The organism is Stenotrophomonas sp. VV52 (assembly GCF_002893095.1).
GTDB classification, from domain to species: domain Bacteria; phylum Pseudomonadota; class Gammaproteobacteria; order Xanthomonadales; family Xanthomonadaceae; genus Stenotrophomonas; species Stenotrophomonas aracearum.
In genome coordinates this window covers 151,211-164,662 of record NZ_PKQQ01000001.1, presented here as the reverse complement: position 1 = coordinate 164,662, position 13,452 = coordinate 151,211, and the positions used below count along the sequence as shown (strand labels likewise).

The 13,452-nt window shown below is 68.1% G+C and carries 8 protein-coding genes; all 8 read right to left on the bottom strand.

What is annotated here, in order from left to right; all coding sequences use genetic code 11:
• Nucleotides 1–20 precede the first annotated feature (20 nt).
• The 8 genes from C2U58_RS03195 to C2U58_RS03160 all read right to left on the bottom strand — a co-directional run bounded on the left by C2U58_RS03195 (nucleotide 21) and on the right by C2U58_RS03160 (nucleotide 13,379).
• The gene (locus tag C2U58_RS03195; RefSeq protein ID WP_146033397.1) at nucleotides 21–722 is read right to left on the bottom strand and encodes a hypothetical protein; all 702 of its coding nucleotides are present in this window, start codon (nucleotides 720–722) and stop codon (nucleotides 21–23) included.
• On the bottom strand, nucleotides 719–6,091 hold the full coding sequence (locus tag C2U58_RS03190; RefSeq protein ID WP_102944516.1) for a DNA repair ATPase: 5,373 nt from the start codon (nucleotides 6,089–6,091) through the stop codon (nucleotides 719–721). The genes C2U58_RS03195 and C2U58_RS03190 overlap by 4 nt, the downstream gene beginning before the upstream one ends.
• A gap of 30 nt (nucleotides 6,092–6,121) precedes the next feature.
• The gene (locus C2U58_RS03185; protein WP_253256634.1) at nucleotides 6,122–8,137 is read right to left on the bottom strand and encodes a hypothetical protein; all 2,016 of its coding nucleotides are present in this window, start codon (nucleotides 8,135–8,137) and stop codon (nucleotides 6,122–6,124) included.
• Nucleotides 8,134–8,784, bottom strand: a complete 651-nt coding sequence (locus tag C2U58_RS03180; protein WP_102944515.1) for a hypothetical protein — start codon at nucleotides 8,782–8,784, stop codon at nucleotides 8,134–8,136. Before C2U58_RS03180 ends, C2U58_RS03185 begins: the two co-directional genes overlap by 4 nt.
• Before the next feature lie 140 nt (nucleotides 8,785–8,924).
• The gene (locus tag C2U58_RS03175) at nucleotides 8,925–9,581 is read right to left on the bottom strand and encodes a phosphoribosylanthranilate isomerase (protein WP_102944514.1); all 657 of its coding nucleotides are present in this window, start codon (nucleotides 9,579–9,581) and stop codon (nucleotides 8,925–8,927) included.
• On the bottom strand, nucleotides 9,578–10,351 hold the full coding sequence (truA, locus tag C2U58_RS03170) for a tRNA pseudouridine(38-40) synthase TruA (RefSeq protein WP_070207206.1): 774 nt from the start codon (nucleotides 10,349–10,351) through the stop codon (nucleotides 9,578–9,580). The genes C2U58_RS03175 and truA overlap by 4 nt, the downstream gene beginning before the upstream one ends.
• A 2-nt stretch (nucleotides 10,352–10,353) precedes the next feature.
• On the bottom strand, nucleotides 10,354–12,300 hold the full coding sequence (locus C2U58_RS03165; protein WP_102944513.1) for a FimV/HubP family polar landmark protein: 1,947 nt from the start codon (nucleotides 12,298–12,300) through the stop codon (nucleotides 10,354–10,356).
• A gap of 53 nt (nucleotides 12,301–12,353) precedes the next feature.
• Nucleotides 12,354–13,379, bottom strand: coding sequence for an aspartate-semialdehyde dehydrogenase (locus tag C2U58_RS03160; RefSeq protein ID WP_070207204.1), 1,026 nt, complete (start codon nucleotides 13,377–13,379; stop codon nucleotides 12,354–12,356).
• Nucleotides 13,380–13,452: the final 73 nt, after the last annotated feature.

Here is a 13,452-nt window from a genome sequence, read left to right as displayed (position 1 = left end):
GGGTCATTGGGGTGCACGGGTCAGTCCAGTCTAGCCTGCACCGAGGCCAGCTCGGCGCTGACCTGCGCGTGCAGCTGCGCGGCCTGCTGGTCGCGCTGCTGCTGGTCGCCGGCGTGCCTGGCCAGTACGGCCTGGCGCCAGGCGGGCAGCAAGGTTTCGAGGATGCGTTGGCTGCGCGCCAGCAGTGCGCCATCCTGCTCGGCCAGCAACTTCCACTGGCCCGCTTCCACCTGCTGCAGGGCACCCAGGCGACGAAGATGGTCCAAACGCTGGACCAGCACCTCCTGCAGTGCTGCAGGCAGGCTCGACAGCTGTTCCTCACCGCGTTCGATCCACGCCTGCACTACGTGCGCGGCGGTGGTGGCACGCGCCTGCGCGAGGTCACGGTCCGCGCGTTGATCGCGTAACGCCTGCAGCGCTGCTTCCGCCTGGGCACGCAGTACCCCCAGGCGCGGCTGCCACGCCTGGGCATCCAGTTCGCGCGCCACGTCACGGCCCCACAGCCGATCCCACCAGCCCGCCTGGCGGCGCACGCTGCCCGGGGTCGCCGACTGCATCACCTGCGCAAGCTGGTCGAGCACCTGGAGCAGCGGCTGCCCTGCCCGGTCTGCGGCAGCAGGTGCACCGGCCCGCTCCAGTGTTGCAAGCAGCGCTTCGCCATAGCGCGCCAGACTGGACGCGTCCCGGGCGGGTGGCTCCGGCACGGGCCAGGGCGAACTCATACGCGCGCGTCGTCGGGGGCCGGGGTGTCGCGCGGCGGCACCGACGCGGCGCCGTAGAAGTGACGCATCAGCGCCTCGTCCAATGCGCGCTCTTCAGGCGTGCTGGCGCGCCGCACGCGCGCACGGGGTGCCGCCGCCGGTTCACGCTCCATCTGCTGGCGCACCCAGCCGGCCAGCAGCGCCAGGGTTTCGCCGGTGCGTGCCTGCTCGGCGTTGGACTGGCCGATCAGCTGCAACAACGGTGCAAGCCCGTCCTGCAAGCCTTGCGAAAGGGGTACCGGGTCGGCTGGCACGACGGCGTCGACCGTTATCTGCGACGCCGCCACGCCGGCTGCTTCCACCTGTGCCTGCGCCAGCCGCTCAAGCGCGGCCAGCAGAGCCGGCCACGGTGCCGGGTCGGCCATCGCCACGGGCGCGGGCTCGGGAGTGCGCTGCAGGGCACCGGCAATATCGGCCAGCTGTGCCACCACGCGCCCGCCGACATCCGCGTCGTCGGCACCCATCGCCTTGTTGCGCAGGAAATCGCGCTTGATCTGCGCCCACCGCTGCTGCTGTTCTTCGGTGAGCACGCCACGCAGCTCGGCCAGCTTGAGCAGGTTTTCCTCGGCACCGGTGGTGAGCAGCTGCGCCTCGCCCAGGTAGTGATCGGAGATCAACTGCTGCAGCTCGGCCGGGTTCATGACCGGGGAGAGCTTCTCGGCCAGCTTGTTCATGTTGCGGTAGCTGCCCTGCAGGCGGAACGGCGGTTCGGTCCGGTAGCGATCATCCTGCGCAGCGCTGGCGATGTACTGCTGGTTGACCCGGTAGACCACGTCGCGCACGGTGAGCATGCGCTGGAGGGTGCCGACGATCTCGTTGATCTCGGCGCCACTGTAAGCATGGCTGAGCGCATTGGTGGACACCTCCCTGCCCATCGCGCGGTCGACCAGCAGGTACAGGTCGGCCATCTCGCGCGTGGCCAGCGGAGCAAGCACCGGGTTGGAGGTGAGGCTGTTTTCGACATAGCTGAGGGTGAACGCGTCCTCCATGCCGCCCAGCACGTCGCCCAGGTTGTAGATGTCGGCGCGGTTGGCGAGCATGTCCGGAATCTTGAACACCTCGCCGGATTCGGTGTACGGGTTGCCAGCCATCACCACGCAGAACTTCTTGCCGCGCATGTCGTAGGTCCGGGTGCGGCCGCGCCACACGCCTTCGATGCGACGGGTGCCGTCGCACAGCGAGATGAACTTCTGCAGGAACTCCGGATGGGTGTGCTGGATGTCGTCGACATACAGCATGGTGTTGTTGCCCATCTCCAGCGCCAGGTTGAGCTTCTCCAGCTCCTGCCGCGAGGTGGCGTCCGGGGCCTGGGCCGGGTCCAGCGAGCGCACCTCGTGACCCAGCGCGGGGCCGTTGATCTTCATGAAGACCAACCCCAGCCGGTGCGCCACGTATTCCATCAGCGTGGTTTTGCCGTAGCCCGGAGGGGAGATCATCATCAGCAGGCCCATCAGGTCGCTGCGCTTGTTCTCGCCCGCCGTGCCCATCTGCTTGGCCAGGTTGTCGCCGATCACGCCCAGGTAGACGTCATTGATGAGCTTGTTGCGCACGAACGAGGACAACGGCCTGGCCTTGAACTCGGCCAGGCGCAGCGCATCGCGCTCGCGCGCGATGATGCGCTGGCGCACACCCTGGTAGGCGTGGAAGGCGGGCACGAACGTATGCAGGTGCGTGCGGAGTCGGGCCAGGAAGTCGTCCAGCGAGAGTGAGAGGTGGCCCTGCTGGATGCGTGCATGCTCGCCGAGCAGTCCGTCTACCTGCACCAGCAGCGCAACATCGCTGGGACGGGTGCGAACCGCGCGCGCCACCAGCAGCAGCGCGGCAGCTTCATCGGCATAGGCGGCGTGGTCGGTGAACGCGGGCAGCTGGCACAGCGCACGCAGCCACTGGCCGGCGAGCGCCCAGCGCGCGGCCAGCCCGTCCTGCTCGCGCTGCAGCGCCCGGTCAAATGCTTCGCGCTGCCCGGCCGCCTGCAGGTGCTGGCCCAGTGCGTCGAGCAGTGCCTGCGCATACCGGCTGGTGCTGAAGACCGGGTCGCCCGCGCTCAGCTCAGCCCCGAGGTAGGTGGCTGCGGCGTGTACATCGGCAGCATCGAACGGCAGCGCACGCTCGGCGACGAAACCGGCCACGGCACGGTCCATCTCGGCCAGCAGGGCCTGCTGCCCTTCGGGCGACCGGAACAGGCGGGCAATGGCATCGGCGCCGGCTTGGCGACTGGCCCACTGGGCCACGTCGTCACGGCGCTGATGCGCGGCCCAGAACAGCAGGGCCAGCGCACGCGCACGCGGCGCATGCTGCAAGGTTCCGGCGGCCTGCTGCAGGGGCAGCAGGGCGTGCAGCACGCGGCTGGCGTCGTGGTCGTGGATGCCGCGCTCATAGCCTTCGCGGTAACGCGGCGCCGCAAAGTCGCGCACGATCCGCTCCAGCGCGTCCGGCTCGGCGGCTGCATGCTGCAGGGCGGCCACGTCCAGGCCCTCGCGACCTTCCATCGCCGCCAGCAGCAGGCTGCCGGCCAGGTACTCGCCCCGGTACAGCTGCGCCGATTCCGAATCCAGTCCCAGCTGCCAGTATTCCTTCAGCCCGGCCAGCTCCGGGTCATCCAGGGTTTCGAGGAAATCGGTGCCGGTCAGGTGGATGGCCAGTTCATCGCCGCGCGGCAACAGGGTCAGGTCCAGCGCCTGGGTGTTGACGTTGAAACGATGGCGGGGACCCAGCCGGACCACGTTGCCGCCGGCTTCGAACAGTTCGCTGCGATCGCGCAGCGCGCGTACGGCCTGGTCGCGCACGCCCTTGAGGCGCGCTTCAACGTCGTCGGCCTTGACGCTGTCGCGCAGCTCGCGCAGGCGCCCAGCCAGTTCCCGTAGCTTGAGCACCAGCGGGTCGCCGGCAAAGAACGCATTGAGTTCGTCGGCACTGGCAAAGCGCTCGGTGCGTTTGGCCAGGCCGTCAAGGATGCGGGTGGCCGCGTCCAGCACCGAACGCGCCTTGCGCTGGCGCTCGTCCAGCAGCGCCTGCTTGTGCGTTTCGAAGGCTTCGATCAGCTCTTCGCGCTTGGCCAGGATGTCGCCGAGGAACTGCTCATGCTCGCCGAACTGGCTTTCCAGTTCTTCCAGCTGGACCAGCAGGCGGGACATCTGTTCGTCGGCCCGCTCGGGGTCGGTGGCCATCGCCAACGCGCTGGTGATTGCCTGCGAGAACAGCGCGAACTGCGCGGCGAACTGGGCCACGGCCTCGGCCGAGCCGAGCGAGCGGCGGCGCTGCTCGGCGCGCACCCGGCTCTGGTTGAGCCGCGCATAGACCGCTGAAATGGATTCAACCACGCGGGTGCGCGCGGTGGCATCGTCGACCTTGAGCCCGGCCATCAGCGCCGAGAGCATGTCCAGGTCCGCGGCCATGTCGCGCATGCCGGCCAGCTGCTCATCCAGTACTCGCGCGCTTTCGGCCTGCTGGGCCGCCGCATCCAGGACCTGCAGGCGCTCGCCCAGCGGTGCCAATGCACTGTCGCCCCCCAGGAACTGGCCCGTGGCCGCGCCGATGCGGTCGTGGGCTTCCTGCAGGGCAGTGGTCATCGCATCGATCACGTCGGTATCGATGTAACGGTAGTCTCGAATGGTGAGAAGGTGGCCGCGCTGGGTGGAAATCGCGTTGAGCGCCTCCACGAACGACTGCACCTCACGCCAGTTTTCCGGCTGCAATCCCGCCAGCAACGCCTTCTGCGCTGCCTGCGCCGTGGCCATCGCCTGCGCGGACTGCTGCCGGATCGACTGCACCTTCTCGTACTCGTCCAGCACCGACTCGCCGGTGCCGCTGATCTCGCGCAACAGCGCGGCCGCGCCGTCGCAGTGCGCGTCGTCCAGCCAATGGTGCGCGTCGAACAGTCGCCGGGTGTCCTGCACCAGGCGCTGGTAGCGTTGCACCGAGACGTCCTGGCCTTCGATGCCGCGGGCCAGGTCGAACAGGTTGGAAATCCCGCGCACCAGTTCGGCATTGCCGATCCGGCCCATGAACGTATTGCCCGGCGGGCGGCTGGCGGCGAACTCGTCGCTGCTGAACGGGGTCTGCCAGACCTGCATGGGGTGGATGCGGGTGGGTTCGGTGCCTTCGGCATGGAACAGCACCATGCGCCCGTCGTGCAGGAACGCGTAACCATGCCCGAACACCGGGTTCTGCAGCACGCGCTGGATGGTGTTGTAGACGAACAGGGCCGAACGCCCGCCTTCGCGTTCGTAGAAGATGTACAGCACGTCCTCGCCGTTCGGCGAGCGGATCGCACGCTTGAACTGCATGCCCTGCATGGACGCGTCGAACGCCTTGTGCTCGCCGCTCTGCAGATAGTACCCGCCCGGGAAGATGATGCCGTGGTCTTCGGGCAGCTGCACGCACGCCTGCACGATGGCGTCGTTGCGCACGATGGTACCGGTGAGGGTGTTGTAGATCAGACCGCGCCACACGGTTTCGCGGTAAGGCAGCACCTTGAGCAGTACCAGCGAGCCGACCCGGGCGTAGTCGAACTGGGCGTCGTCCAGCGACTGGGTGCTGTCGTCCACCGGCTCGCTGTAGAGGCCCTGCCCGCTTTCGGTATTGTTCTCGACCTTGACGGTGAGGTCGCCACCGGTGGTTTCCACGAACAGGGTGTCGAGGATGTTCAGGTGCGAATGGCGGCCGCTGACCGCCATGTCGCGGGTTGCGCGGACCCATTCGAAATCGAACGGCGGCGGCAGCGCGATGTCGCGCTCGCCGCGCGCGTCCAGGTAGGTCAGCGCGCCATCGCGCGCCACCGCCCAGCGGAACACGCGTACGTCGGTGCTGCGCTCGCCGATCTGGAAGGACGCCAGCAGCTTGTCGCCCACCTTGATCAGCTGCAGCAGCCGGGCGTGCTTGTAGTACGCGTAGAGCTCGCTGAAATCGTGCACGAAGCCCGGCTCGGCCAGGAAAGTTCCCCTGGCATCCACCGGCGTTACGTCGTAGCCATCGCCGGCCTGCACCAGACGGTACAGGCCAAACACGTCCTCGACCCGGGTCTGGGTCTTGAGGCCAAGGAACACGTTGTACCCGAACAGCAGCAGGTCCGGCCCGACCTGGACGATGTCGCGCCCCACGCAGTTGTTCTCGCTGCGGATGCGAAAGCGGCCGGCCACCTCCAGGCGGCTGTCGCCGAACTCGACCAGCCGCTGCCCGTTCAGGGCCTCTGCCAGGCCGCGCAGGCGGCCGCCCTGCTCCAGCAGGCGGCGGCGCAGCACCTCGTAGGCGCCCCCCTGGGCCACCGTCTGGTCGACGGTGGCGGTGGCGTCCGGCGAGGACGGGGCGGGACGATTGGCGGGTTCAGACATCGGCTTCCTTCCGGGTCACGTGCAGGCGCTTCAGCGGGCGTCGACCACGGCGGCCGTGGCGTGCTCGTCGGTGATCTGGCGCGGGGCCTCTTGGCGCGGCACTTCTTCGCGCTGGGTCACGCCCAGGTACCGCTGCATCAGGTCCTGCACGATCGGGCTCTTGCCAGCCAGGCCTTCAATCGACTTGCCCAGCGAGACCGCCTTGATCAGGTTCTCGAACATGCCGCCGTCGCCACCGACCAGGTCGATGTCGGCGTTGCGCAGCGCGCTGGCAATGACGCCGGCATTCTCGCGCGAGACTTCCTTGCCGGCCTCGATGGAGGCAAGGGCCTGCTTGAGGCTGTTGTCGAGCATCATGCGGAACTCTTCATGGCCGCGCGCGGTGTCGCTGAGCGAGGCCAGCGCCTCGAACTTGCGGACCAGGCCTTCGGCTTCGGCCAGCAGCTTCTTCTGCACCACGCCGGCTTCGGCACCGCCCACCGACTCGGTGGCCGTGGCACGGGCCAGGCCCATCTGCTCCTCGCCCTGGGCCTGCGCCTGCAGGGTCTCGGCCAGCACGCGGGCTTCGTTGGTGCCCTGCTTGAGGGTCGCATCGGCCTTGGCTTCGATCACGCGGGCTTCGGCGATACCGACCTTTTCGATGGCGAGCGCGGAGGCTTCGCGCACCTGGGCGTCTGCGAGCCCCGGCGCCGCGCGTTCCGCACGGGTACCGTCTGCGAGCAGGCGCTTTGCTTCGGCCTGCTTGCCTGCGGCTTCGTGTTCAGCCTGGGCCAGCGTAGTGATTTCCACCGCGCGGTGCCTGGCCGAGGCTTCAGCGGCCTGCGCTTCCTTCACCTGGCGCACCATCAGTTCCTGTGCCTTGGCTTCGGCCTCCAGGATCATCACCTGCTTCTGGCGATCGGCCTCGGAGACTTCGCGTACTTCCTTGATGCGCTCTTCTTCCTGGGCCACGGTCTTGTCGATGGCGATGCGCTCGCGGGTGATGTTGGCCACGTCCATCTTGCCGGACTCGACCACCTTATCGCGCTCCACGCCCTGCAACTGGACTTCACGCTGGGTGGTGACCTGCTCCAGCTGGCGCGCACGCTCGACCCGCTCGGCTTCGATGGCCACCGCCCGCTGGCGATTCTGTTCGGCCACTTCCACCTCGCGCAGGCGGTTCTGCTCGCGGATGTCGATGACTTCCTGCGCCTCGATGCGGGCCTGCTCGGACAGCTGCCGCTGTTCTTCCTGCACCTTCGCGGTTTCAGCCTCTTCGCGGGCGCGGATGGTTTCGATCTCGCGCTTCTGGCGGGCTTCGGCTTCCGCCTGCTGGCGCTCCAGCGCCAGCAGTGCTTCACGCGCTTCCACGTTCTTCTTGGTAATGGCCAGCTTTTCGTTCTGCTCCAGCTCATTGGTCACCACGTTCTGCGTGGCGGTGAGCTCGGTGATCTTGCGGATGCCCTGGGCGTCGAGGATGTTGTTCTGGTCCAGCAGCAGTTTCGGCGTCTGCTCCAGGTAGTCGATGGCCACGTCTTCAAGCGCGTAGCCATTGAGGTCGTTGCCGATCACCGCGATGATTTCGTCGCGGAATTCCTGGCGCTTCTCGAACAGCTCGGTGAACTCGAACTTCTTGCCCACGGTCTTCAACGCTTCGGAGAACTTGGCGTTGAACAGTTCGTCCACCGCATGCTTGTCTGAAGCGCGGTCGGCACCAATGGCCTTGGCCACGCGCAGTACATCGGCCTGGGTTTCATTCACGCGCAGGTAGAACGCCACGGCGATGTCGGCGCGCATGTTGTCGCGGCAGATCAGGCCCTCCTTGCCGCGGCGGTCGATCTGCAGGGTGATCAGGCTGATCCGCATGAGCTCGGCGCGGTACAGCACCGGGATGATCAGTGCGCCGGTGAAGTGCACCTTGGGCTGGGAGCTCATGTCGTTGACGATCAATGCAACGCCCTGGTCCACCTTGCGGTAGAAGGCCTTGAACAGGCCGGCCAGGCCAAGCAGCAGGACCAGCAGGACGCCGACCCCGATCAGGAAGGGGGCCAAGGCTGCAATGCTCATCGGTGGATCTCCTTATCTAACAATGCGGGATGGTCGCCTTCGGCGGCCACCAGGTAATGGTTGTGTTCGGGGAAGTAGTCCAGCAGCACCACGCGGCGGCCGCGCGGCAGGGTGTGGCCTTCGGGCAGGCGCACCTGCAGGATCAGGCCGGCGCCACCATCGTCGACCGTGGCGAACCCGGTGCTTGCAGTGACCTGGGGCGAGGCGATCACGCCGACACGACCCAGCAGCGAGGCCTGGGCCACCGGGCGCAGGCGCAGCAGCAGGCGCCTCACCGGGCGCAGGACCACCGCGGTCAGCGGTACGGCCGGCACCAGCGCCAGGACCGCAGTCAGGCCGCCCGCCGCCCATCGCATCGGCGCGGGCAGCGGCTGCAGCAGGAACAGGTGCACGAAGTAGGTGGCCGTCCAGCCGAAGAAGGCCAGCAGCGCGATCACCAGCATGAACGGGGCACCGCCCAGGCCGAGCCGTGAAAACATCCCGGAAATGCCCTGCAGGCCGTCGTCGCCGATCTCGATGTCGTCGGTGGAAAAGCCGTCGTCAATGACCCCGCAAGCGGCCAGCATCCAGTACAGCACGGCAAAGGCCAGCACGATGCTGTACGGCAGCGTGGGAAAACTGAGTGCGACGTTGAGAAATTCGGCCATTCACGTCTTCCTTGCATCGGTGCAGCGGTCCCCACCGCTGCGGATCCGGACAGGCGCTCCGGCCTGTCCTTGTCCTGTCGATGCTACGTGAAATATGGGGGGTGCGCACAGGGGGAAAAGCGACGTTCCCCCCGTTGGGCTCAATCGGCCTCGTGGCAATCCGCGCGGCGGACTTCTTCCACGAACTTGCGCATCTTGTAGCCGTCCTTGATCCCCGGCTCGGATTCGATGCCGCTGGAGACGTCCACGCCCCACGGGAGGGTGGCGACGATGGCGTCGAAGACGTTGTCCGGGGTGATCCCGCCGGCCAGCAGGAACGGACGGTGCAGGCCGGTCGGCAGGCGGGTCCAGTCGAAGGCCACGCCCGTTCCACCGCCGCCGCCCGGGGCGTGGCTGTCGAACAGGAAGCCGGCCGCGCTGGGATAGCGCAGCTGCAGCTGGCGCGCGTTGACCTCTTCACGGCCGCCCATGGCCACCGCCTTCAGGTACGGCATGTTGAAGCTGCGGCAGAACGATTCGTCCTCGTCGCCATGGAACTGCAGCAGGGTCGGGCGCACCGTGCGCAGTACCTCGCGCACCTCTTCCTTGCTGTTGTCGCGGAACAGCGCGACCACGTCGACCATCGGCGCGATCGCCTGGCGCATCGCGCGCGCCTCGGCCGGAGCGACCCGGCGCCGGCTTTCGCGGGCGAAGATGAAGCCCACCGCGTCCACGCCCAGTTCGCCGGCCAGGCGCACGTCGCCGGCGCGGGTCATGCCGCAGAACTTGATGCGGGTGCGGTAGAAGGAGCGGCTCATAGGGTGACCTCGGCAGGAAGGTGCCAGTTGTCGGGATACAACGGGCCAACAAATACCAATCCCTGCGGCGGTGCGGTGGGCCCTGCCACGGTGCGGTCCTGGCCAGCCAGCAGTTCGGCCATCCACGACACCGGCTTTTCCCCACTGCCGATCAGGATCAATGAACCGACGATATTGCGCACCATGTGATGAAGGAATGCATTGGCCTGAACGCAGACCTCGATGATCTCGCCCTGGCGGGTCACGCTGATCGCCTGCAGCTCGCGGCGGGCATGCAGGGCCTCGCACTGGACGCTGCGGAATGCGCTGAAGTCGTTTTCGCCCAGCAGGGCCTGCCCGGCGGCGTGCATCAACGCCGCGTCCAGCGGGCGGCGCTCCCAGCTCAGGCTCTGCCGGTACAGCGCCGGGCGGATCGCCCGGTTGAGCAGGCGGTAGCGGTAACGCCGTGCACGCGCGGAAAACCGCGCATGGAAATCGTCGGCCACCGGCACGCACCAGCGCACGGCGATCGAGCGTGGCGCCCGGGTGGTGGTACCCAGGGTCCAGCTGCGCGGGTCACGGACCACGTCGGTGTCGAAGTGGACCACCTGGCATTCGCCATGCACGCCGGCGTCGGTGCGGCCGGCACAGACCACCTGGATCGGTGCGTTGGCAATCGACGACAGGGCGTCCTGCAGGCTGGCCTGCACGCTGGGACAGCCGCTTTCACCCAGCTGCTGCCAGCCCTTGTACTCGCTGCCGTCGTATTCAACCCCTAGTGCGTAACGCATGCTCAGCCGAGCCGGGCCAGCAGTTCACGGGCCTGCAGCTGGCTGTGCGCGTCGCCGGCCTGGGCCACTTCCAGCAGCAGGGTGCGCGCGGTGTCGGCGTCGCCCAGGTCGAGGTAGGCGATCGCCAGTTCAAGGCGGTCGTGGCCTGGCGCGCCCAGCGGGGCGACCATCGGCTCCACGGCGGGCGGCTGCGTATCGGTATCGGCCTCGGCCTCGGCGGTCTGCGGGGGATTCCATTCCGGGATCTCGAACACGCCACGGAAGGACGGCTTCGCTGCCGCTTCGCGCGCGTAGGCCGGCACCCAATCGTCGACCGGCGACATCGCTGCGGGCGCTACGGGTGCTTCCACTGTTTCCTGCGCAACCTGGACCGGTTCCGGCTCAGGTGCCTGCTCCGGCTGCGGCTCAAGAACGAACACCGGTTCACGACGCCCGTAGTCCTGGTCACGGCTGTCCTCGGCGGCCAGCACATAATCCGGCGCATCGCGCAGGTCGGGTTCGTCGGCCTCGACCTCACGCTGCGCGGCCAGTTCGTCCACGTAGTCGGCGGCCGGCACCGCAGCGGCCAGGCTGGCGGCATCCAGGCCCTCGCGGCGCAGCGGCGGCAGCGGCGAGGGCTTGCGGCGGCGCGAGATCGCCCAGCCGGCCACCGCCAGCAGCAGCACCGGCAGGCCGAGCCAGGCCCAGCCGCCACTACCGCCTTCGCGCGCGGCCGGGGTTTCGGCCAGGCGCTGCTGCGCGGCGGCCAGGTCGGTGTCCTTCATCGCGATCAGCGAGGCCTGCTGCTGTTTGAGCTTTTCCAGTTCGGCCACGCGGTTGCGCAGCTCCTGGATCTCTGCATCGCGGGTGGCCACGTCTTCCTTGGCCTGGCGCAGTTGTTCGTTGCCCAGCATGTCACCCTCACTGCCGGCGGCGGTGCCGGTGGTTGTACCTGCGTTGTTGTCGGTGGCGGCGACCGCCGGGGCGATCTCCAGGCGTCCGCCTGCGGCCGGAGCGCCGGTACCCGAAGCCGGGGCGGCCGTGGCCGGCGGCGCAGCGGCGACACCGCTGCTGGCCGGTTGCGGAATGGACGAGCGCGCCTGGCGCCACTGCGCGGCGTGCTCGCGCACCATCGCCGCGGCCTGGGCGGCATCGATCTGGGCGTCGGCGCCCGGGTTGCGCAGCACCGCCCCCTGCTTGAGCAGGTTGAGGTTCCCGCGGATGAAGGCTTCGGGATTGGCGCGCAGCAGCGCGATCATCGCCTGGTCGCGGCTGATGCCCTGCTCGCGGGCCACGCTGCCTGCGATCTGCGACAGGGTCTGGCCGCGCTGCACGGTGATGCTGCCGTCGGCGGATACGGTGGCGGCCGCCGGTGCGGCGGCCTGGCGCGACGGCGCAGCCGGGCGTGCGGGTGCGGGTGCAGCACGCGGCGCCGGGGCTTCGGCGGCGGCCGCCGGGACCGGCGCCTGCATGGCCTCGGCTTCACGGGCGATGGCATTGGACATGGCACCGGCCGGCGCCACGATCTCCGGCTCGGCCACGGCCAGGGCACTGTCGGGTGCGTCGACCAGCGCCGAATATTCGCGGACCAGGCGGCCCTGGCCCCAATCGGCTTCGATCAGGAAGTTCAGCGACGGCGTGGTCACCGGCGCCTGCGAGCTGACCCGCACCACGGCGCGGCCGTTGGCATCGCGGGAGAGCTCGAACTGCAGTTCGCTGACCAGTCCGGTCGGACGGTCCAGCCCGACCCGGGCGAAGGTCACCGGCGAAGCCAGCGCCACGCGCAGGTTTTCCAGTTCGGAGGGGTCGGCGGAAATGACCGGGATTTCAGCCAGCAGCGGCTGGCCAGGCTTGGACAGGACCCGGATGTCGCCCAGCCCGAGGGCCATGGCCGAGCTGCTGGCCAAGGCCAGCAGCAGGGTCGATACCACCTTGAGCGGGCGCGTTGCGCCCGAAGCTCGTTTCTTCATGGCGGCAATATAGCGATTCCCGGCGATTCCAGCCACGCGGGAATGCGCGTGGATCACCCTTCGGCAGCCACCAGCTCCGCCAGCTGTACCGCGTTCAACGCTGCACCCTTGCGGATGTTGTCCGACACGATCCACAGGTTCAGGCCACGCGGGTGCGACAGATCCTCACGGATGCGGCCGACATACACCGCGTCGGTGCCCGAGGCATGCGTCACCGGGGTCGGGTAACCGCCGGCTTCATGCTTGTCCACCACTTCCACGCCGGGCGAACGCGACAGCAGTTCACGCGCCGCGTCCGGGGTCACCTTGTCGCGGGTTTCGATGCTGACCGCTTCGGAGTGGCCATAGAACACCGGCACGCGCACCGCAGTGGGGTTCACCAGGATGCTGTCGTCGCCTAGGATCTTGCGGGTCTCCCAGACCAGCTTCATTTCTTCCTTGGTGAAGCCGTTGTCCTGGAAGTCGTCGATGTGCGGGATCAGGTTGAAGGCGATCTGCACCGGGAAGCGCTGCGGGTCGATGTCCTGGAAGCTGAGCAGCTGGCCGGTCTGCTTGCCCAGTTCCTCCAGCGCCGAACGACCGCCGCCGGAGACCGACTGGTAGGTGGCCACGTTGATGCGCTGGATGCCGTACTGGCGGTGCAGCGGCGCCAGCGCGACCAGCATCTGCATGGTCGAGCAGTTCGGGTTGGCGACGATCCCGCGCGGGCGGTTCTTCAGCGCCTCGGGATTCACTTCCGATACCACCAGCGGCACGTCGTCGTCGTAGCGGAACGCCGAGGAGTTGTCGATCACCACCGCGCCAGCGGCGGCGAACTTCGGGCCGAATTCCTTGGACACACTCCCGCCGGCGGAGAACAGCGCGATGTCCACGCCGCTCGGATCGAACGTGGCCAGGTCCTGGACCTTGATCTTCTGGCCTTCGAATTCGATTTCGCCACCGGCCGAACGCGAGGAGGCGAGCAGGCTCAGGGTGGCGATCGGGAAGTTGCGCTCGGCCAGGATGGACAGCATGGTTTCGCCAACGGCGCCGGTGGCACCGACGACAGCGACGTGGAAGCGACGATCAGGGTTGTTCATGGGGTTTTCTCGGTAAGAGCAAAGGGGTGCGCACAACGGACTGGGTTCGGGGAACCTCACGTGATGGCCGCGC

What these genes read in the sequence shown, in the direction of transcription:
- C2U58_RS03195 (WP_146033397.1), bottom strand. Translation starts at nt 722, where the DNA reads ATGAGTTCGCCCTGGCCCGTGCCGGAGCCACCCGCCCGGGACGCGTCC.
- C2U58_RS03190 (WP_102944516.1), bottom strand. Translation starts at nt 6,091, where the DNA reads ATGTCTGAACCCGCCAATCGTCCCGCCCCGTCCTCGCCGGACGCCACC.
- C2U58_RS03185 (WP_253256634.1), bottom strand. Translation starts at nt 8,137, where the DNA reads ATGAGCATTGCAGCCTTGGCCCCCTTCCTGATCGGGGTCGGCGTCCTG.
- C2U58_RS03180 (WP_102944515.1), bottom strand. Translation starts at nt 8,784, where the DNA reads ATGGCCGAATTTCTCAACGTCGCACTCAGTTTTCCCACGCTGCCGTAC.
- C2U58_RS03175 (WP_102944514.1), bottom strand. Translation starts at nt 9,581, where the DNA reads ATGAGCCGCTCCTTCTACCGCACCCGCATCAAGTTCTGCGGCATGACC.
- truA (WP_070207206.1), bottom strand. Translation starts at nt 10,351, where the DNA reads ATGCGTTACGCACTAGGGGTTGAATACGACGGCAGCGAGTACAAGGGC.
- C2U58_RS03165 (WP_102944513.1), bottom strand. Translation starts at nt 12,300, where the DNA reads ATGAAGAAACGAGCTTCGGGCGCAACGCGCCCGCTCAAGGTGGTATCG.
- C2U58_RS03160 (WP_070207204.1), bottom strand. Translation starts at nt 13,379, where the DNA reads ATGAACAACCCTGATCGTCGCTTCCACGTCGCTGTCGTCGGTGCCACC.